Source organism: Sphingomonas alba, from assembly GCF_023516555.1.
Taxonomy (GTDB): domain Bacteria; phylum Pseudomonadota; class Alphaproteobacteria; order Sphingomonadales; family Sphingomonadaceae; genus Sphingomicrobium; species Sphingomicrobium album.
Genome location: NZ_JAMGBD010000001.1, coordinates 580,421 through 598,904 on the forward strand (window position 1 = coordinate 580,421; position 18,484 = coordinate 598,904).

18 protein-coding genes are annotated in these 18,484 nt (G+C 62.8%); 7 read left to right on the plus strand and 11 right to left on the minus strand.

From position 1 onward, the window contains the following. Positions 1-8 precede the first annotated feature (8 nt). Entirely contained in the window at positions 9-890 is an 882-nt protein-coding gene (locus LZ536_RS03010) for a PilZ domain-containing protein (RefSeq protein WP_249846813.1), read from the plus strand. A 12-nt stretch (positions 891-902) separates the two neighbouring features. On the opposite strand, the gene LZ536_RS03015 is transcribed toward LZ536_RS03010, so the two are convergent. From LZ536_RS03015 to LZ536_RS03055, 9 genes are all read right to left on the minus strand, one after another. Further along, a complete protein-coding gene (locus tag LZ536_RS03015) occupies positions 903-2,180 on the minus strand; it encodes an MFS transporter (RefSeq protein ID WP_249846814.1) in 1,278 nt (425 codons plus the stop codon). Further along, positions 2,173-3,585, minus strand: coding sequence for an amino acid permease (locus LZ536_RS03020; protein ID WP_249846815.1), 1,413 nt, complete (start codon positions 3,583-3,585; stop codon positions 2,173-2,175). The genes LZ536_RS03015 and LZ536_RS03020 overlap by 8 nt, the downstream gene beginning before the upstream one ends. A 61-nt stretch (positions 3,586-3,646) precedes the next feature. After that, positions 3,647-4,114 carry a GtrA family protein gene (locus LZ536_RS03025; RefSeq protein WP_249846816.1) on the minus strand — a complete coding sequence of 156 codons (468 nt, stop codon included), beginning with the start codon at positions 4,112-4,114 and terminating at the stop codon, positions 3,647-3,649. Next, positions 4,099-4,749, minus strand: a complete 651-nt coding sequence (locus LZ536_RS03030; RefSeq protein WP_249846817.1) for a class I SAM-dependent methyltransferase — start codon at positions 4,747-4,749, stop codon at positions 4,099-4,101. The genes LZ536_RS03025 and LZ536_RS03030 overlap by 16 nt, the downstream gene beginning before the upstream one ends. Beyond that, the gene (locus tag LZ536_RS03035; protein ID WP_249846818.1) at positions 4,746-5,765 is read right to left on the minus strand and encodes a glycosyltransferase family 2 protein; all 1,020 of its coding nucleotides are present in this window, start codon (positions 5,763-5,765) and stop codon (positions 4,746-4,748) included. Before LZ536_RS03035 ends, LZ536_RS03030 begins: the two co-directional genes overlap by 4 nt. Further along, on the minus strand, positions 5,762-7,354 hold the full coding sequence (locus LZ536_RS03040) for a hypothetical protein (RefSeq protein ID WP_249846819.1): 1,593 nt from the start codon (positions 7,352-7,354) through the stop codon (positions 5,762-5,764). The genes LZ536_RS03035 and LZ536_RS03040 overlap by 4 nt, the downstream gene beginning before the upstream one ends. Positions 7,355-7,401: 47 nt before the next feature. Further along, positions 7,402-11,583, minus strand: coding sequence for a translocation/assembly module TamB domain-containing protein (locus LZ536_RS03045; RefSeq protein ID WP_249846820.1), 4,182 nt, complete (start codon positions 11,581-11,583; stop codon positions 7,402-7,404). After that, on the minus strand, positions 11,583-13,571 hold the full coding sequence (locus LZ536_RS03050; RefSeq protein ID WP_249846821.1) for an autotransporter assembly complex protein TamA: 1,989 nt from the start codon (positions 13,569-13,571) through the stop codon (positions 11,583-11,585). The genes LZ536_RS03045 and LZ536_RS03050 overlap by 1 nt, the downstream gene beginning before the upstream one ends. A gap of 80 nt (positions 13,572-13,651) precedes the next feature. Then, positions 13,652-13,861, minus strand: coding sequence for a hypothetical protein (locus LZ536_RS03055; protein WP_249846822.1), 210 nt, complete (start codon positions 13,859-13,861; stop codon positions 13,652-13,654). A 141-nt stretch (positions 13,862-14,002) separates the two neighbouring features. On the opposite strand from LZ536_RS03055, the gene LZ536_RS03060 reads away from it, so the two are divergent. The 3 genes from LZ536_RS03060 to LZ536_RS03070 are packed head-to-tail and all read left to right on the plus strand — an operon-like array spanning position 14,003 to position 15,063. After that, positions 14,003-14,560: a PilZ domain-containing protein gene (locus tag LZ536_RS03060; RefSeq protein ID WP_249846823.1), complete on the plus strand. Its 558-nt coding sequence runs from the start codon at positions 14,003-14,005 to the stop codon at positions 14,558-14,560. Between the two features lie 31 nt (positions 14,561-14,591). Continuing rightward, on the plus strand, positions 14,592-14,762 hold the full coding sequence (locus tag LZ536_RS03065) for a hypothetical protein (RefSeq protein ID WP_249846824.1): 171 nt from the start codon (positions 14,592-14,594) through the stop codon (positions 14,760-14,762). A 52-nt stretch (positions 14,763-14,814) separates the two neighbouring features. Beyond that, positions 14,815-15,063 (plus strand): acyl carrier protein, encoded by a 249-nt coding sequence (locus LZ536_RS03070; protein WP_249846825.1) that lies wholly within the window; start codon positions 14,815-14,817, stop codon positions 15,061-15,063. Between the two features lie 55 nt (positions 15,064-15,118). On the opposite strand, the gene LZ536_RS03075 is transcribed toward LZ536_RS03070, so the two are convergent. Then, on the minus strand, positions 15,119-15,766 hold the full coding sequence (locus tag LZ536_RS03075; protein WP_249846826.1) for a S24 family peptidase: 648 nt from the start codon (positions 15,764-15,766) through the stop codon (positions 15,119-15,121). Between the two features lie 169 nt (positions 15,767-15,935). Here LZ536_RS03075 and LZ536_RS03080 point away from each other — a divergent pair, with 169 nt between their 5' ends. From LZ536_RS03080 to LZ536_RS03090, 3 genes are all read left to right on the plus strand, one after another. Further along, a complete protein-coding gene (locus LZ536_RS03080) occupies positions 15,936-16,859 on the plus strand; it encodes an IS1595 family transposase (RefSeq protein WP_249846827.1) in 924 nt (307 codons plus the stop codon). A gap of 181 nt (positions 16,860-17,040) precedes the next feature. After that, positions 17,041-17,265, plus strand: a complete 225-nt coding sequence (locus LZ536_RS03085) for a hypothetical protein (RefSeq protein ID WP_249846828.1) — start codon at positions 17,041-17,043, stop codon at positions 17,263-17,265. After that, the gene (locus LZ536_RS03090; RefSeq protein ID WP_249846829.1) at positions 17,266-17,715 is read left to right on the plus strand and encodes a type II toxin-antitoxin system PemK/MazF family toxin; all 450 of its coding nucleotides are present in this window, start codon (positions 17,266-17,268) and stop codon (positions 17,713-17,715) included. Positions 17,716-17,740: 25 nt separating this feature from the next. Here LZ536_RS03090 and LZ536_RS03095 read toward each other — a convergent pair whose 3' ends face one another. Further along, complete coding sequence (locus tag LZ536_RS03095; RefSeq protein ID WP_249846830.1) at positions 17,741-18,388, minus strand: hypothetical protein; 648 nt, start codon at positions 18,386-18,388, stop codon at positions 17,741-17,743. Positions 18,389-18,484: the final 96 nt, after the last annotated feature.

The window sequence follows — 18,484 nt, forward strand, 5'->3', positions numbered from 1 at the left end:
TCCGACTAATGAACAGTTTTCGTGACCAGATTCTGGGCGGACCGGCCCCTGAGGGACAGCTTCTGCCGGCCAAGAAGCCCAAGGCTTCGCAGGAAGGCGACAATGCCCTGCATGTGCCGCGCGGTGAGGCTCGCACCATCAACCAGCGTGCCGAGAGCCGAGAATTCCTGGGCGACGGCGAAGCCCAACTGAAGGTCGGCCGCCGGAAATATGTCGTCGACCTGGTCAACCTGTCTGGCGGCGGCGCGATGATCTGCACCAACGTGCCACTGAAGCTCTGGCAGGAAGTCGAGCTGGAGCTGGACGACAATGGGTCGGTCGAATGTGCAGTCCGCTGGATCAAGGGCGACCGCATCGGCCTCGAGTTCGCGCACGAAACCCAGGTCAGTGGCGACGTCGCCAAGCGCGACGCAATGTTGCTGGACACGATCGAGCGCAACTTCCCGGAAGTCGCGACGGAGGAGCGGGCCGAAGACGACGACCAGCGGACCGGCCAGCGCCGGTCCGGCCGTCGCCATCCCTTGATCTGGTCGGGCGCCGTTCACTTCGATCACGACACGACCACTGTTCGCCTGCGCAACATCTCCGAAAGCGGTGTGCTGGTGGAGAGCGAGCGCCCCTTTCCTGCTGGCGCCGAAATCCTCCTGGACCTTGGCGGTGCCGGCCAGCATTTCGCGACTGTCAGCTGGTCGCGGGGCGATCAGGTGGGCCTCAAGTTCCACGAAGCCTTCGACATTGCCTGCCTGGCGAACGCCAAGCCTGAAGTCACATCGCACCTGTGGAAAGAGCCGACCTATTTCGGCCCGGGCGAAGACCGGCGCTCGCCGTGGGCGGACCGGCTTTCGCTTCCGGAGCTCAAGGGCGAGCTCGAGGGCTTCCTGAAGCGCTAATGCGCCTTCAGCTCAATCTTCCTCAATAAGGCTATTGGTCTTGGTCTCGCGCATGCGGACATAGGCGATGAGCGACATCGCCGCGAGCGCCGAGATGTAGATATAGAACCAGCGCTCGTGCCCGATGTTCTTGAGGTAGAGCGCGACATATTCCGCCGTCCCGCCGAAAATCGCATTGGCGATCGCGAAGGGTAGCGCAACGCCAAGTGCCCGGATGTGCGCCGGGAACATCTCCGCCTTGATGATGGCGTTGATCGATGTGTAGCCGGTGACGATGATCAGCGTGGCCATGACGAGCGCGAAGGCGGCCGGCACGCTTCTGGTCTGCTCCAGGGTTGTGAAGATCGGATAGGTCAGCAGCATCGCGCTGGCGCCGAAGAAGATCATCATCGGCCGGCGACCGACCTTGTCCGACAGGCGCCCGGCGAACGGCTGGATGACCAGCATGATCGAAAGCGCCACGGTCATGATTTGCGACGCCGTCGCGCGGTCGAAGCCGCTCGTGTTCACCAGGAATTTCTGCAGGTAGATCGTATAGGCATAAAAGGCCGCGGTTCCGCCAGCAGTCAGCGCCATGACCAGGAAGGCCTGGCGCGGATGCTCGCGAAACAGGCTCCGCGCCGTCGACTTGGGCCGATCCACCTTGGTCTGCACGTTCGCGAAGCTGAGCGTCTCGTCCAGGCTCCGGCGAATGAAGAATACGACGATGGCAAGGACGGCACCGGCGTAGAAGCCGAGGCGCCAGCCCCAGTCCTGCATTGCCTGCTCCCCGAGTAGGAATTGCAGGAGCACTAGCAAGGCAAGCGCCGTCAATTGTCCGCCGATGATCGTCACATATTGGAAGCTCGACCAGAAGCCGCGCCGCTCGCGGTCGGCGATTTCCGACAAATAGGTCGCGCTCGACCCATATTCGCCGCCGAGGCTGATGCCCTGCAGCAAACGAGCGGCCAACAAGATCAGCGGCGAGAATAGCCCCACCTGTTCGTAGGTAGGTGCAACAGCGATGAGCAACGACGCCGCGCACATCAGCGACACTGACAGCGTCAGGCCCGCCTTGCGGCCTTTGTGATCGGCGTAAATGCCCATCAACCAGGCCCCGATCGGCCGGACGACGAACCCCACCGCGAAGACCGCGGCGGTCTGCATCAGCTGCGCGGTCTGGTCGCCCTTCGGGAAGAAGGCCGAGGCGAAATAGAGTCCGAAGGCGGCGTAGACGTACCAGTCGAACCATTCGACGAGGTTCCCCGCCGAACCGCCGATGATATTCTTCAGCCGCCGCGCATCACGCATTCGAGCGGGCCTTCTCCGCCGCCCGGCCGCCGTAGGCGAAATAGACCAGCATCCCGATGATCTGGGCGATGATGAAGAAGATCTGCGTCCGGTTGGGAAGGCTGATGAACAGGTACATGCAGCCGAGGATGCCGACGATCCCCACCACCCACGGGAGCGGCGCCTTGAACTTGCGCTCGCGGTTGGGCTCGCGATGGCGAAGCACCAGCATGGCAGCGCACACCGCGACGAACGCCGCCAGAGTGCCGGCGTTGGCGAGCGCAGCAATCGCCGTCAGGGGGATCAGGCCGGCAAAGACCGACGTAACAATAGCCGTGAAGATCGTGATTCGGACCGGCGTCCCACGGCTCGATACGCGGGCCAGCTTGCCAGGCAGCAAACCGTCTCGGGCGACCGTGAAGAAAATGCGGCTCTGGCCGTAGAAGAATGCGAGGATGACCGTCGGCAAGGCAATCACGGCGGATGCGCCGAGCACTCGCGCCGCCCACGGCTGCCCGATCTCGCGCAGGATGAGCGCCAGCGGTTCGGGGCTGTCGGCAAAGCCGGTGTAGGCCACCGCGCCGATCGCGGCGGCCGCGACCGCCATGTAAATGAGAACGCAAATGGCCATGGAGCCGACGATGCCTATAGCGAGGTCGCGGCCCGGATTCTTGGCCTCTTCGGCGGCCGTCGCGATGGCATCGAACCCGTAGAAGGCGAAGAAGATGATGGCCGCCGCTGCCATCACTCCGACTTCGTGGCCGGACTCGCCTGTGCGTGGAAAACCGAAGGGCATGAACGGCTCGAAATGGGCGCCGTTGAAGACGGGGAACGCGACGGCGAGAAATAGAGCCAGGGCCGCCAGCTTGATGATGACGAGGATGGCGTTGAGGGTCGCACTCTCACGCGTGCCGGCGATCAGCAAGCTAGCGACGACCACGATGATGAAGATGGCCGGCACGTTGATGATGCCGCCAAGCTCTGGCCCCTTCGTCAGCGCATCGGGCAATCCCATCCCGATCGAATTGAGAAAGCCTGCGGCGTAACCGGACCAGCCGACTGCAACCGCGCTAACCACCAGGGTGTATTCGAGGATGAGGGCGACGCCGATCATCCACGCGACCAGCTCGCCAAAGACGACATAGGAGTAGGTGTAGGCCGATCCCGACGCCGGGATCATCGTCGCCACCTCGGCATAAGCGAGCGAGGCGCAGGCGCAGATCACGCCGGCAATGGCAAAGGAGAGGATGACCGCGGGGCCGGCTTTACCGGCGCCGACGCCGATCAGGGTCAGGATGCCGGTGCCGACGATGGCGCCGACGCCGAGCGCGATGAGGTGCGGCCAGGAAAGGGTCTGCTTCAGCCGGTGATGCTCGGGCATTTCCTCGCGCGGCACCACAACCTTGCGGAAATTCCAGTTTTCCATGTCGCCTCCCCTATTTCGGGGAGAGCGTAGCGCCGCTTGCGGCTGGCGCAAGGATTAGCCCTCAGGCGTAGACGTATTTGCGCATTAGCGCGAAGAGGATGAGCGGCGTCACAAATACCATCGGGATGGTCGGCCACCAGGTCGCGCCGCCCAGATACTTGACCAGGAACCAGACGAAAAACTGGTTGAGCACAAAACCAAAAAGCGAAACGGCCAGATATCGCGAAGCGCGCACATGATGCCGGTCACGCGCGCCATGCCCCCTGAAGCTGAAGGCGCCGTGGGTGACGTAGCTGATGCCCGCGAACACCACGAAGACGATCGCGAACGACAGCATGGGGTCGACGCCGCCATGTTCGGCCAGCACCCAATAGCTGGCCGCGAGCGCGAGCGTGATGACAAGGCCGGCGATGGCATAGCGCGACATCTGCAGCACGACGGTGCGCAGCGGCTCCGGCAGGATGCCAATCAGGCGGTTGATCGTCCGGTCGAACCGGGACCCGCCAGCCTGCATTACTTCTTCTGCCATGCCGTCACGCGGAACAGGGTCGCTACCGGCAGGATCGATTTTACCCCCCGGCGTTCGAGGCGTTTGGCGGCGGCGGCTTCGATCGCGTGGATGTTGGTCTCGTGATAATGGCCTTCGAAGCCCGCGAGCTTCCGCCCGAATTTGTAAAGCCAATTCTCAGTCGGCCCCGAAAGGATAAAGACGCCGCCCGGCGCGAGCTTGCCGACCAGCACGTCGAGCAATTCCGCGTAGTTCGTGTTGTGCTCCAGAGAGTCGATGGCGAACACATGGTCGTAAGCGCCGTCCGGCGCCTTCTCCAAAGTCGTCCGCTTGGCCTTCGGCAGCTGCTTCTTGAGGAACTTCGCCGGCAACTCATCGCCTTCGATGAAGTCATATTGGGTCGCTTTTGGAAAAAGGTGACCCACTTCGCCGATCGAAGATCCGAAATCGAGCACGCGCTTCAGCGGCGGGCCGTTGCGCTCCGCCAGTTCCTTCGCTGCAAACAGGCGCATCCAGCTGATGCCGGCGGCGAACGGGTTCGGGTGGCAATAGGAGGGCACGCAGCTCTCCTCCCACGCCTCGAAATCCTTTTTATATTCAATGGCTTCGCGCAGCAGCTTCTGACGCTTCTTCACATAGTCGAGCTTGTTGATCATTTAGTCCCTCGTTGGCGGCCCGGCGTCACGATCGTCTTCTTGTGCACGATCCGCTGGTGAACTGGCTGGTCAGGAATCGACGCAATGTCCTGTCCAAGGAAACTCAGGATGAGCTGGATTCCGACCAACACCGGCAATGCACTCAACATCACGGTACCGGCGGTCGCGGGCTCATCGCTGGCGATGCTGTGCACCCATTCGATCAGGCCATAGGTCGCACCGAACAGGATCATGACGATCCCCATTGGCAGCGCGATCGAGCCAATGCTGAAATTGCGCAGCAGGTAGTTGTAGAAGAACCGCTTGATGAAATTACGCAGATGCAGGAACGGGAAGGTCACCAGACACTTCCAGGCGCTGAGGTGGCTGATCTCGTCTCCGTAGACCGTTTCCAGCGGCAGCTCGATCACCTTCGCCCGCAGGATCGAAAGCCGGAACAGCATGTCGGATTCGAAGAAGTAGCCGGAATGCAGCTTGTCGACCGGAATCAATCGCGCAACTTCCGAATGGATGGCGACATATCCGTTCGCCGGATCGAACAAGTGCCAATAACCCGTCGAAAGCTTCGAAAAGAACGAAAGGCCCGCGTTTCCGACCAGCCTTAGCCGCGGCATCTGCAGCACATGCTCGATGTCGAAGAACCGGTTGCCCTTCACGTAATCAGCCTCGCCGTCCAGGATCGGCTTGGCGAAATCCGGCACGAAGGCACCGTTCATTTGCCCGTCGCCATCAACCTTGACGATGATGTCGGCGCCATCGGCCAGCGCGCGAGTCATGCCCTCCAGGAATGCGGCACCAACGCCGCCGTTTTCTTCGCGCGACACTGCGACGACGCGCGGATCGCTTTTCGCGAGCTTTGCAGTCGCCGCGGCGGTGTGGTCCTTGCTGCAGTCATTGACGCAGTAGACGCGCCAAATGTCGGCGGGGATATTTGCGACGACGTCCTCGATCGACGACGCGACATTGTAGCAGGGGATGACGACGGCGATCCGCGACGCCGGCTTTCCTGCAGTCATCGGCCGCCTCCCCGCGCATCGATCCGGACGAACTGCCGGAACTGGCCGATATTCCCGATCTCCCGATAATGCACCCATTCGCTCCGGAATGCCGGATCCTCACCGTAGAACCCGAGGATGTCGAAGTGGCTGGGCCCTTGCGTATGCCCCCTGGTGTTGGTGTCCAGGAGCACAAGCGCCGGTTTCTTCCGAAGGTCGTAAAGGATGAAGTCGCGCGCATGCCTTTCGATCGATTGTGACCGTTCGCCCTTGGTCCGCAGTTGCATGACCGCTGGCAGGAACCATTGGGCATTCGTCCGCGAGCCATATTGCGCCGGCGCGTAAATTCCCGCCGGGAAGTTCGGATAGGTCCGGACGGTGATAACGAAGAAGCGGTCGCCCGCTGCGTGCCGGGCAATCGACGCATCGATCCGCTCAATCTGCCGATGCAGGCGGCCACCCGGGCGGGCCTCAGGCCACCAGCGAATGAATTCGACCTGCCAGAGCGTGAGGAACAACGCCGTCAAGGCTGCGGCGCCAATTCGCCATAGAAGTCCGAGGTTTTGGTCCAGGACAAATCGAGCCACAAGCAGGAGCGCAACCGCCCGCGCTGGCACCGCGTGATAGTCGTACCCCTTGTTCTGGATGAAGTAGGAGAAGACGAAGGCGGCGAACGCGACGGCCATGATCATTCCAAAACCGTCGCGCTTCTTGAATGCGATGACCGCGAATGGAATTGTCCCCAGGATCACAGGCTTCAACTGAACGGCGACCTTCGAAATCGGCTGATCGAACGACCAGTAGATTTCCCGCACCAGCGGAATGGTCTCCAAAAGATATGCCCGTTCAAACAGGAGCACCCAGAGCCCGTAGAACAGGATGACTGCCGCTGCGGCGATATTCTCCCAACGGAACAACGCTCTCGGCCTCTGTCCGCAAAACCAGAGGACGCCCTCAATCGCCAAGGGCAGGACCAGGAAATAGGGCTTCAGGGCAAAGCCGAGGCCAGCCAGGATTCCAATGGCGATCCGCCCCGAAGCGCCCGGCACCGCGCCTCCGTCGGCCAGCCGCGCGCTGAGCGCGAGATATGGCAGAACCAGGATGATCATCAGCGGCTCGCGCTGCCCGAATTCCCGTCCCTCGAGGGTGAGCAGGACAGCGATGCCTACGGCGGCGAGCAGCACCGAACGGTGCCAGTCCATGCCCGCGGGCCGCATCCGGATCAGGCAGGCAGCGGAAGCGATTCCCCCGATCATCAGCGCAACCTTGAACGGGACATCAAGCGGCACATGCAGCAGCGAAGCGATGACGTTGGTCGGCATCGACAAATACCAGGCAAGCGGCGGGTTGGGCTCGATGATGTCGCGCCCGTAAACGGCGCCATGCATCATCTCGCGGGCGCCCCACAGGACCCAGGCGACGTCGTGATTGGGATAAGTGCTGAATTGAATGAACAGGGCCAAGGCGGTCGGCAGTGCCAAGATGAGCAGCGCGACGGGCCAATTGGCACGGCCGACATCGCGGCCAGTATCCTGTGCGCGCAGAGTCATCCCTTCGGGGCCGGCCAGATCCGGGCCGTCTGCCGCCTGCGCTCCGATACTGACGTCCACCCTATTCCCCCCAGGCATTCCACTAACACTGCCTCGTCCAAAAGTGGTTAATAATCCTTGGAGATTCGGACGTTGGCGCTGGCCCGGCCGATGGTCGAAACGCTCGACAGGACCGATAGCCAGCGCGTGACCTGATATTCGACCCGTGTCGCCGAATAGCCCTGCCCGTCGGTGATCACCTCGACGAACAATTTGCGACCGAGATACTTGCCGGCGGAGATCGACGTCTTCTGCCCGGTGGCAACATCGGCCGGCACGATCCGCAGCCGGTCGAGGCCGACGGCACGCCGCACGGCATTGATCGGATCAAGGCTGCCATTGCCCGATTGGAGCGCGGCGATCGCCGAGGCCAGCTGGATCGCTTCAGGCGCCGACAGGTTCGTGATCGATGTCCCGAACAGGATGCGGGACAAGAGCTCGTCCTGCGGCAGTGCGGGCACGCTCGCGAAGGTGATTTCCGGCTTAAGGCCCGTGCCCCGGACATTGACGCTGGCGTCGAGTCCCTGGACCTGGGCCTCGGCGCGGATGTCGAGCAAGGGATCAACCGGGCTTTCGCCGCGGAAGCGAATAATGCCATGCTCCAGCCGGAAGCTGCGACCCGCGAACTCATATTCGCCGCGGTCGAGATCGGCCTCGCCGGTCAGGCGCGGCGCCGCGACAGACCCGCCGATTTTGAGGTCGGTCCGCCAAAGGCTGTCGATACCGAGGCCGCGCACCGTGAGGTCCTTGCCCGAGACCTTGAGGTCGAGGTTCCAGGGAGCAAGCTGAGAAATCTCGATGACGTCGTCCTCATCGCGGCCGACATGCCTGACCTGGAGCTGCGGTACCGAGGCGGCGGCGCTCGCCTTGCCGAGCGTGAATCGGCCCTTGTCGAGATGAAGCTGGCCGGAAATGCGCCCGCCGTGCCCGCTCGAATGGATGGAAATCGGCCCGGTGACCGTTGCGGCCAAATCGTCGCGATCGAGAAGCTGGGCCTTGTCGACGTTGAAGTCGAGATCGAACGAAGGCGAGCCGCCTGAGAAATTGACGGTGCCGGTCCCGGAGATCGAGCCGCCCGCTGTCCGCCCGGCGATACTGTCGAGGACCAGCCGCGACCCGCCGAACCGCCCATTGGCGTTGAGGCCGGTGACGACCATGCCGGTGACCGCGCTCTCGATGCGCGCATTCTGGGTCCTCAGCGACCCGCGAATGACGGGGTCCACCAGGCGGCCATTGATATCGGCGCCGATCGCGACGGGACCGGACAAATCGAAGACCTCGACGCCCGACAGCCGCCACAATGTGTCCGCTGGCCCGGCGTATCGCAGCTGCAGGAGCATCGGTGCATTGGCGAGCGCGGCGACGATCGGGCCTTGTCCCACTGGCGTGAATCGCGCTTGCGCCCGGCCGATCGTCTTGCCTTCGCTGACCGCGACGGCGCGCATGGCAGCCTTCCCACCCTGGAGAACGGCGGCAAGGCCGACATCGATCGGCTTCGACGACAGCACCAGGCCCGCCCGGCTCAAGCCCCGAATGCGCAGGTCGGCACGGCCGTTCGGCATCCCGTCGGCACCGCGCCAGCTATAGTTGAGCTGGCCATTGGCGCTGCCGCTCAGGTCCAGGTTCGGCCACAGCATGTCGAGCAGTTCGAGCGGCATGGCCTGCACGGAAGCGTGGAGCTCCGGATGGTTGCCGGTGCTACCGGAAACGGTCGCTTGTCCGCCTGAAAAGCGGATGCGTGTCGGCGCAATCTGCCAGCCGCCGTCGGCCCTGGTCAACACCGCCGGGCTTTCCAGCACCAGCTCGCGCCGTTCGATCTGACCGCGCCCGGTGAGCTTGATCTGATCCGGAGTGATATCGGCAAGTGTCACCAGCTCGAAAGCCTGCCCGCGACGGCCGGCAAGCGCCGCGCGAACCTGTCCCGCGCCGTTCACCAGCTTTCCGTTGACGGTCAGCCGCGCGAGGCTGACCGCGCCATAATTGATGCCTCGGCCAATCATCGTGCCGTTGAGCGAGGTGCGGCCTTCTTCGAGCAGGATCGTGCCGTCGAGCTTGCCGGAGCGAATGGCGATTTCCGTAACGCCGGGAATCCTTGCATTGCTGGCAGCGAGGTTAGCCTCGATCTTTTGAGCGTCATTGACCGGCGAGAAGGTGAGGGTTCCGTCGATGCCTCCGCCCGCAAGCGCGAGCACGCCGGTGAAACCGCCCGGATCGGCACGGAGGTCGCCGTGCCCGCTCGTCCCGGCGACATTCAATGCGGCGATCGAGATCACCGTTCGCCCGCCTTTCGGAAGCAGAATCCGGCCATTGCTGGTGAATGGCCCGAGCTTCGACCCGCCGGCCGCCTTGTAATCGAACCCCGCCGCGGTCGGGTCGAGCAGCAGCCGCATGCCCTTGATGCCCATCGCCTCGTTCGGGCTGTCCAGCAGGATGTCGAGCTTCGGCCGCTCGATATGGCCATCGAGGATGAGCTTCAGCGGACCGTATTTCGCCTGCTTGCCCCGCGCCTCGATATGGAAAGTGCCGTCCTTGAACCGGACACCCGTCCCCGACAGGCGAAGGTCGCTCGAATAAAGCTGCAGGTTGGAAAGGTGCAGGAGCCCGTCCTCGGTGCGCTCAAGGTCGGTCGTCAATCGCGGCAGGCTGCCTGTCAGGTCCTTGAAGAAACTATTGTCCAGCCGCCGGACCCAGGCCTCGGCCTTGCCCAGCACCCTGGCCTTGCCTCCGGCGCCGGGAACCACGTGCAAGTCGGTCTTCACATCGACGATGCCGAGGCCGGGGATCAAATAGCGCGTCATCCCGCCGGAGATGACGATGTCGAATTTGCCGGTCTTGAGATCGATCATCAGCGAAATCTTGCCGCTGAGCTTGTCGCTTCTCAGCGTCAGATTGTCGCCACGCACCAGTGCAGGGGTGATCGCTAGAATGCCCTCGATGCGAGCATTGGCAAGGATCGCGCCGGCGACATCGCCGACGCCAGTCACCGCCCGCGCCTGCAGCCGCAGCGGCACCCTCATCGGCCACGGACCAGCGCGGCCGCGGCCCTCGGCGCGCACATCGACAAAGCCGGTGTTGTCGAACTTCACGTTCGGCGAGGTGAGGCGATAGGAATAATCGGCGCGCCCGAACTCGCCATCGAGCGTCCAGACCAGCCGGACGTCGCGACCGGTCATGTTCTTGAACAGTGACGGCGGCCGCAACAAATCGACGCCGAGCCGGACGTGCCGGTAGGCGCCCTCGGCCATGTCGATCCGGCCGCGTGCCACCGCCCGCAATGAGGGGGATGCGAGCCGCACCTCGCCATCCAGCTGCCGCTGAAGGAAGGTCGCGGCTCCGCGAATGCTGATCACCGGCGCCGCCAGTCGCAGCGCCTTGCCCTTGAGGAAGGGCTCGGCGGCGACCTGCCCGTTCAGCTGGTAACGGCCGTTATCCGCGCCGAGCGCCAACCGCGCCACCGCCTTGTCGGCGAGATCCATCACGGCATGGCCGCGCCACCGCTTCCACGTGCCGTCGCCCTCGACGACCAGGTTCATCGGCCGCTTCGACCCGAACAATGCGGGCAACAGACCATTGGCCGGCGCGCTGGCGCGAACGTCGATGTCGAACTTGTTGCCGTCAGGCTCGGCATCGAGGTTGACCAGCAGCCGGTCGCCACCCTTCAGCGCTCCGTCGAGGCGAACGATGGCGCGGCCCTTGGCGATGTCGGCATGGCCCGACAGCTTGCCCACCCGCTCCGGGCCCGCCACTCCCGCCGCGACTTCGAAGCGACGGACCTCGAGCTTGCCGATATGGATGTCGAACTTTGGCAGGGTCGGACCCTTGCGCCCGGTCGGCTTGAGCTTCGGCAGGCGGACCAGCCTCAGCCGATCCGCTTCCAGCCGGTCGATGGTCAGGCTGTTGGTCAGCCAGGCCATGGGCGACCAGTCGAGCCTGATCTCGGGAGACGTCAGGAAAACGCCTTTGCTATCGAGGGCCTGGACGTTGCGGAGCCGGCTTTCGCTGAAGATCGAGCCTTCGATCCGGCCGATGCGGAACCTGAGGCCGGATTTCGTTTCAATCTGCTCCAGCCGGTCGACCAGCCAGCGGTGGCCGGGCGCTGTGTCGAGCGCGACCAAAGCAATGCTTAGCAGGATCATCAGCGCGACAAGCAAGGTCGCGACTTCGCCGGCCAGACGGCGGGACCAATGCGGTTTGATCCTGATCGGCGGCGGGCCGGCTCCCTCCCCTTCCCGGATCGCCAGCTCCGCCATCAGAAGGCCTGGCCCAGCGAGACCACGACGGCGACCCGGCTGTCGCCATGCTGCGGGTTGAGCGGAGTGCCGACATCCACGCGGATCGGGCCGAAGCTGGAATAATAACGAACACCCAGGCCCGCACCCAATTGCCAGTCCCTAAGGTCCGGCAGGGATTCGGTCGACAGGGTGCCACCGTCGAAGAAGGGCACGATCCCGAAATTGCCGCCGAAGGCCTTCAGGCGGATCCGCGCTTCAAGACCGAACTCGGCAAGGCTGCGGCCGCCGATCGGATCGTCGTCAATGTCGTGCGGGCCAAGGCGCTGGTAGCCATAGCCGCGGACCGAACCGCCGCCGCCTGAATAGAAGCGACGTGAAGGGGCGATGTCGTCCCGCGAAGCGCCGACGATCGTGCCCACGCGGATGCGCCCGGCCAGCACGACGCTGGTCGACATCGGATGGTAGGCGCTCGCGTCGAACTGGGCGCGGGCATAAGTGAAAGTGCCGGCGTGGAAGCTGACCTCGGGGCTGATCCTGCCGCCCAGGCGGAAGCCCTTCTTCGGGTCCAGCAGGCTGTCGCTCCCATCGTAATTCAGGCTCAGCGGAAGCGCGGCGATGTAGAATGTCCGGCGCCTCGATTCGCCGGTCGCCTCGATCGTGTCGCGCTCGTCCGTCGCCAGCACTTCGCCGCCGACACTCCAGGTCCACTTCTTCTGCCAAATGAAATTGCTCTGCCGCTCGAGGCTGCCCGACAGCGACAAGGTCTTGGCGTCAAACGCGTCCACGTCGAGATGGCTCGCCGATATTTGCGCGTTCAGCACCTGGTCGCGGCGCAGGTAATTGTTCCTGCGAACCGTGACGGCCGCCAACTGCTCTTGCGTGCCGGCGACGCCGCGAACGGTCAGCGCGCCTTCCGGATTGAAGAAATTGCGGTGGGTCCAGCTGCCCTCCAGCCGGACACCCTCGCCAGTGCCGTAACCAAGCTCGCCGGCCAGTGTACGCATCGGCGCCGGCTCGAGGTGGACGGCGACATCGACGATCCCGCCGTCGTTGCGCGGCACCAGCTTGGTCTCGACCGATGCGACGAGTCCGGTTGCGATCAAGGCACGGCGTAAATCGTCGACCTCGGACCGCTCATACACGTCGCCGGGATGGAAGCGGGCGATGCGGCTGACATGCTTCGCGCCCAGCGGCGGCTGGCCGGTGACCGTGATCTCCCCGAAATGCGCAACCGGTCCGGTCTTGATCGGCAAGACGAGGGTCGCCGTCGCATGCTCATGGTCGAGGACGATGTCCTGGTCGCCGATCTCGGCGAGCGCGAAGCCTTCCTCGCCGAGCGCCACCTTCAGCGCCACGCCGGCATCGATCACCTTCTGTGCGACGACCGGGTCTCCGGCCTTGACCGCAAACGCCTCGCGCAGCTTGGCTGTCCGCTCGCCGCCGGCATCGATCCCGGGCAGCTCGACCGACTGGAAACTGTAGCGCGGCCCCGGGGTCGCACTGAGGTCCACAAGGATTCGGTCGCCTTCCAGCTTGATGCTGGGATCGACCGTCGCATCATAATAGCCTTGCGATTGAAGCAGGCTCACGAGCAGGTCCGCGTCGGCCCGCGCCCGCCGATCGATCTGCGCGGCATTGGCCGCGTCCTTCTCGTCCTTGCGTAGCGCCGACTGGTCGTGGAAACTCTTCTCGATTGCTTCGACATCGGCGATGCCGCCAATGCCTTCGATCTTCCAGCTATAGCGCCGCGTTGCCTCGGCATCTTCGATTGCGGACGCTTCGCTCTCCTGAGAAGCCGGTTGCGCGGTCTCCCCAGGCTCTGGTGCAGGCACCGGGTCGGGCCGGTTCATGTCGGGCCAGTCGACGCCCAGGTCCGGCATCGGATCGAGCGGCGCATTGGGGTCGAGCTCGCCCGAATTCGGCATCGGGTCTTGCGCGGAAACCGGGAACGGCAAGGCCAGCCCGCAAATTACCGCGGCCAGCAGGTACGCTCTGCCCCGCCCCATCGCTCCCGATACCATGACTGCAGCCTAGCCAGCGCACCTGAACGGCGCCAGTGCGGACGGCCCTGAGTTGGACGAATTTCTTAGTGGATCGTGCCTTGCGGTTCGTCGCCGTGAAGCGCGTCGATCAGCCGCTCCACCTGCCGCCAGTGGCAGAACTTCAAAATGTTCTCCGCTTCGCGGCTCTTCTCGGCGCGGACAGCCGCCTGCAACGCCGCCTCGCCTCCGAACTCGCGGATCAGGTCCTGGGCGTCGGTCAGGCTGGTGCGGGAGGCGATGAAGAGGTCGTCCATTCGCCCCGCCTTAACGGGCGAAGCTTCACGTCCCGCGCATGAACGCGGTCAACACAACGTTAGCCATGACGGGTCGAACGTTTACCGGTTTTAACTCCAGCTAACTTAAGTTAGGTTAACGGCAACTGGGGGGGGTGTCTCTTGGACACATTTGAACCGCGTCCGGAACGGCGGGCAGTCGACCTTAATGGCTATGCAATGCTGCCCGACGGCAGCTCGGTCGAAGCGGTGCTCGTCGATCTGTCCTATGAGGGCTGCAGGATACGATCCTCGGCGCCTTTGACGCCGGGCGACAGGATCCGGCTCAGCGTGTCGCGCATGGGGCTGATCGAAGCCGACGTCCGCTGGTACGACGATGGCGTGGCAGGCCTGGCCTTCACGGTCCAGGACGCGCCGGGCCAGACGCACTGGCCGCGGCAGAGCGAGCGTGTCCCGGTGACCGCGACCGTCACCCTGCGCAAGCCCGGCAAGCCCCACTTCCAGGCCAAGGTGTTCGACGTCTCGCCCGAGGGTTGCAAGGTCGAGTTCGTCGATCGGCCGAATGTCGGCGACTGCGTCTGGATCAAGCTTGGCAGTTTCGAAAACCTGGAAGCCGAGGTCTGCTGGGTCGCCGGCAGCCTGATGGGCCTCAACTTCACCAAGTCCTTTCACCCGGCGGTGTTCGGCTTGCTGATGGAACAGCTAGGCCAGACGCGTTGAGCGCGCGCCCTTAGTCTGCCATGAGCGGCGCATGGCGACACGCAACAAGGCAGCCGGCGGTTTCTTCCTGATCCTCGCCATATTCGGCGGGTTCATCTGGGGCCTGATGAGCGGCCTGCCGCTGGAAGGCGCGGTTCTTGGCACACTGATCGGCATCGTGCTGGCGGTCGGTGTCTGGCTGGTCGACCGGCGCCGAGGGTAGAGTCCGCTTTCGACCCATTGCGGTCATTAGCGGTCCCTGCGATCCTGCGCCGATGGCCAAATTAGACGAAATTGAATCTCGCATCAGAAACGAGGTTGCGAAGTGCAAAGGGGTGCTGCCTGCGGATATCGGCCTCGACGATCCCGTAGTCGAAGACATCGGACTTCATGGTGACGATTTTACGGAGATAGCAGCCTATCTACATGGGCATTACGATGTCCGGCCTCCTTTAAATGTCTACAAAGCCGGCATGACTATCAAAGACTGGGCAAAGATCATTAGCGATGCCTCTCGCAAGTGACGGATTCTTTCAGCGTTTCCGTAATGTCCGCTTTCCACTCATTCCGGACTCTGGCTCAAACGATCTTCCGCCCAGCCCAGATCACCCGGCCGATGCAGTGGATGTCGCCTAAGTCGCAGTCGGGCCAATCGGGGTAAGCAGGGTTGTCCGATTGGACGGTGACTCGTCGCCCGAGCGGATGGATCGCGAGCCGCTTAACCAGCAAGCTGTCGTCGACCCTCAGCACGTAGATGCCGTCGCGCAGGCTCCCTTCGCAGCCCGCGCGGTCAATGAGGATGTCGTCGCCGTCGTTCAGCGTCGGCGCCATGGAATCGCCCTCGACGCGGATGATCGACAAATCGCCCTGCTTCGATCCCGTCAGCGCCTTCAGCCATCGTTCGTCGAAGGCGAAATAGGGATGTTCGCGCTCCAGTCCGGGCACTGCTCCCGGTCCCGCCGATGCGCGCACCAGCACGCGTTTCACCGGCACCAGTCCGGGCGGCGGCAGATCGCCTTCGGCGGGCCCGCCAAAGGTCGATTCCGCGACGCCGAAATAGCGCGCCAGCTTGCGCCGTTCGTCCTCGCCCAGGCGCTTGGGCGTCCCCCGCCGGATGAACTGCTGGATATAGGCTGGATTCCTGCCAAGAAATCGCGACAGCCCGGCAAAGTCCTCCCCACGCTCCGCACAGAGGCGTTCAAGCGCCTTTCTTGGCTCATTCGGCATTTGCCGTGTCTAATCCTAGGATATTGCCTAGACAAGTAGGAAACGCATTGGAAGAAACCCTGAGGCCGAGTCGCTTCCAGTCTTGGGGATTCCCGTGCATTTATTGGGCGTTATTATACTTGACATACCCAGTGCGATAGGATAGCTTCCTATTCATTGGAGATTTGAAATGGTTAGTCAGCTTTCCGCCCCGCACTTCCACGATGAGGATGCAGCCTTCGCTTACGTCGAAGCGCGCGTCTGGTCGGAAGGGCCTGTCTGCCCGCATTGTGGTGGCGTCGAGCGCATCTCCAAGATGCAGGGCAAGTCCACCCGCAAGGGCCTCTACAAGTGCTACCAGTGCCGCAAGCCGTTCACCGTTCGCATGGGAACCATCTTTGAGAGTTCGCATGTGCCGCTGCACATCTGGCTCCAGGCCATGTTTCTTGTCGCCGGCAGCAAGAAGGGCATTTCCAGCAACCAGCTGCACCGTATCTTGGGCGTGACCCTGAAAACCGCTTGGTTCATGTCGCACCGTATCCGCGAGGCCATGCGTTCGGGCGGTCTCGCTCCGATGGGCGGCGACGGCGGGATTGTTGAGATTGATGAGACCTACATCGGTCGCAAGAAGGGCAAGGAAGTCGCTCGCGGCACTCACCACAAGATGCCTGTTCTGGCGCTCGTGAACCGCGAGACCGGCGAAAGCCGCGCCTTCGTCGTGGACAAGGCCGATAGCGCCAACATCCTGCCGATCGTCTGGGAGAATGTGGCCAGCGAGACCTTCATCATGACCGACGAAAGCAGCATCTATCGCGCCAAGATCGCCAAGGATTTCCTTGGGCACGATGTGGTGAACCACAAGCGCGGCGAATACGCTTACGGCAACGTCCACACCAACACCGTCGAGGGCTATTTCAGCATCTTCAAGCGCGGCATGCGTGGCGTTTATCAGTGGTGCGCCGAGAAGCACCTGCACCGCTACGTTGCAGAGTTCGATTTCCGCTACACCAACCGCGAGGCCAACGGCTGTAACGATGCGGATCGCGCCGACCGCCTGCTTTCTGGTATCGTCGGCAAGCGCCTTACCTACCAAACAACTTGTGCGAGGGCCTGATGCCTCCAAAGAAGCACCCAGAGACACCGGAGCAGCAGTCGAAGCGGTTCAAAGAAGAGGCCGAAAAGCTAGTCAGAGATGGCGAACTCGACCCCGCAAAGGGCGACGAGGCGCTTGATAAGCTGGTCCGAAAAGCGGGAGCAAAACCCGTTTCTTGATTGTTAAGGGTCTGAGAGATATCATGAACGACGTGAAGAACCTCCTGTCTCACACCAGCTTTCTCACGCATCTGCCGTGGAAGTGGGTCCAGGCTCGCGAGATTTCTGAGGCCACAGTGTCTTGGGAAACTGGCTTGGAAGACTCATGCGAAGCTGTGCGCGTTGAGGACTTGGACCCAGAGTGGATCAACGCTCTGGCCTCCGCCGACTACAGCCACCTTCCAGAGCTGAAAAAACAACCGGCCTAAGTGTCACGACCTGATCCGCAATACGGACAGGTCGTCCGCTTCGAATACCTTTGGGCGTCCGAAGCGGCCGAAGGCTATGCCGAGGGCGAGAAGCGTCGCCCCTGCGCAATCATTGTCACCATAGCGGCTAAGGACGACAAACCGCTGCGAACGATGCTTTGCGCCATCACCCACAGTCAGCCGCGACCGCCTCAGGAGGGCGTGGAGTTGTCTGCTGATGCCAAAAAGGCCGCAGGACTCGACGATGAGCCGTCGTGGGTGCTCACAAGCGAAGTGAATACCGTGAATTGGGACTCAAGAAGGTTCTCTCGAACGCCTTCTGGAGACTGGGCCTACGGAGTGTTGCCCGCCGAAGTTATGCGGGAAATTCGAGACAAGATCATGGCCCGAAACAAGGCCGGCAAAATGGATATTGTTGATCGCGAAAACATCGACAGGCGGGCCAGATAAGCCGCTCAGGCGCGTTCCTTGTCGGTTATGCTGCCGTCAATTCCTCCGCCAAGTGCCGCATCAGCGCGCGGGTGTTGTCGTAGATCAGCACCGCCTGCTCTTCCCCGTAGTTCTCTCGGTTGTGCATGGCGTGGTTCCGCCACGCGTTCTTGATGTGCCTGAAGTGCGCGGCGGCTTCCGCCTCGAATTGAGCGGCCTCGGCGCCGACAGCCCTCTTTGAGCGCGCCTTAAGCTCGTCTTCGATGCCCTTAAGTAGCTCGTGCCAGTTTTCCTTGCTGGTATCAGCTCCGACGCGCTCGGCCAGTGCCACCAGCGGAGTTTCAAGCGCCCGCATGCAGTGCATGACGCACGCAGTCCATCGCTCCAGGCCTCGGCATTTGCTGGCCTCTGAAGCATCGAACTGGGCGTCTGGAAAGGCATCATCGACCGCTTCCCCAAAGCCGACCCCGTCGCCCTCCAGAAACCGCACAGAACCGGTCGATAGAACGAAAATCGGGATGTCCTTGATGACGTTTATGAAGGTCGAATGAAGTGCGGAAAGGTGATGTTTGAAGTGGGATACGCCGTTCGCATCCAGCACCGGATTAGCATCTAGGCTTTCAACGATATCGAGCACCTCTTGCGCGGCGCTTCCTATGCCGGGGATCTCATACTCTTCGCCTGCGGCAATCATGTTCGCACAGCCCTTCCGGAGCGCCTCAATCTCCTGTTGCGCCGCAGTTACTGAACCGCCACCCGCTTCGATCAGCCTTTGCAGGCCTTCCGCATA

What these genes read in the sequence shown, in the direction of transcription:
- LZ536_RS03035 (WP_249846818.1), bottom strand. Translation starts at nt 5,765, where the DNA reads ATGACTGCAGGAAAGCCGGCGTCGCGGATCGCCGTCGTCATCCCCTGC.
- LZ536_RS03055 (WP_249846822.1), bottom strand. Translation starts at nt 13,861, where the DNA reads ATGGACGACCTCTTCATCGCCTCCCGCACCAGCCTGACCGACGCCCAG.
- LZ536_RS03080 (WP_249846827.1), top strand. Translation starts at nt 15,936, where the DNA reads ATGGTTAGTCAGCTTTCCGCCCCGCACTTCCACGATGAGGATGCAGCC.
- LZ536_RS03045 (WP_249846820.1), bottom strand. Translation starts at nt 11,583, where the DNA reads ATGGCGGAGCTGGCGATCCGGGAAGGGGAGGGAGCCGGCCCGCCGCCG.
- LZ536_RS03095 (WP_249846830.1), bottom strand. Translation starts at nt 18,388, where the DNA reads ATGATTGCCGCAGGCGAAGAGTATGAGATCCCCGGCATAGGAAGCGCC.
- LZ536_RS03010 (WP_249846813.1), top strand. Translation starts at nt 9, where the DNA reads ATGAACAGTTTTCGTGACCAGATTCTGGGCGGACCGGCCCCTGAGGGA.
- LZ536_RS03030 (WP_249846817.1), bottom strand. Translation starts at nt 4,749, where the DNA reads ATGATCAACAAGCTCGACTATGTGAAGAAGCGTCAGAAGCTGCTGCGC.
- LZ536_RS03025 (WP_249846816.1), bottom strand. Translation starts at nt 4,114, where the DNA reads ATGGCAGAAGAAGTAATGCAGGCTGGCGGGTCCCGGTTCGACCGGACG.
- LZ536_RS03015 (WP_249846814.1), bottom strand. Translation starts at nt 2,180, where the DNA reads ATGCGTGATGCGCGGCGGCTGAAGAATATCATCGGCGGTTCGGCGGGG.
- LZ536_RS03050 (WP_249846821.1), bottom strand. Translation starts at nt 13,571, where the DNA reads ATGGGGCGGGGCAGAGCGTACCTGCTGGCCGCGGTAATTTGCGGGCTG.
- LZ536_RS03065 (WP_249846824.1), top strand. Translation starts at nt 14,592, where the DNA reads ATGGCGACACGCAACAAGGCAGCCGGCGGTTTCTTCCTGATCCTCGCC.
- LZ536_RS03070 (WP_249846825.1), top strand. Translation starts at nt 14,815, where the DNA reads ATGGCCAAATTAGACGAAATTGAATCTCGCATCAGAAACGAGGTTGCG.
- LZ536_RS03085 (WP_249846828.1), top strand. Translation starts at nt 17,041, where the DNA reads ATGAACGACGTGAAGAACCTCCTGTCTCACACCAGCTTTCTCACGCAT.
- LZ536_RS03020 (WP_249846815.1), bottom strand. Translation starts at nt 3,585, where the DNA reads ATGGAAAACTGGAATTTCCGCAAGGTTGTGGTGCCGCGCGAGGAAATG.
- LZ536_RS03075 (WP_249846826.1), bottom strand. Translation starts at nt 15,766, where the DNA reads ATGCCGAATGAGCCAAGAAAGGCGCTTGAACGCCTCTGTGCGGAGCGT.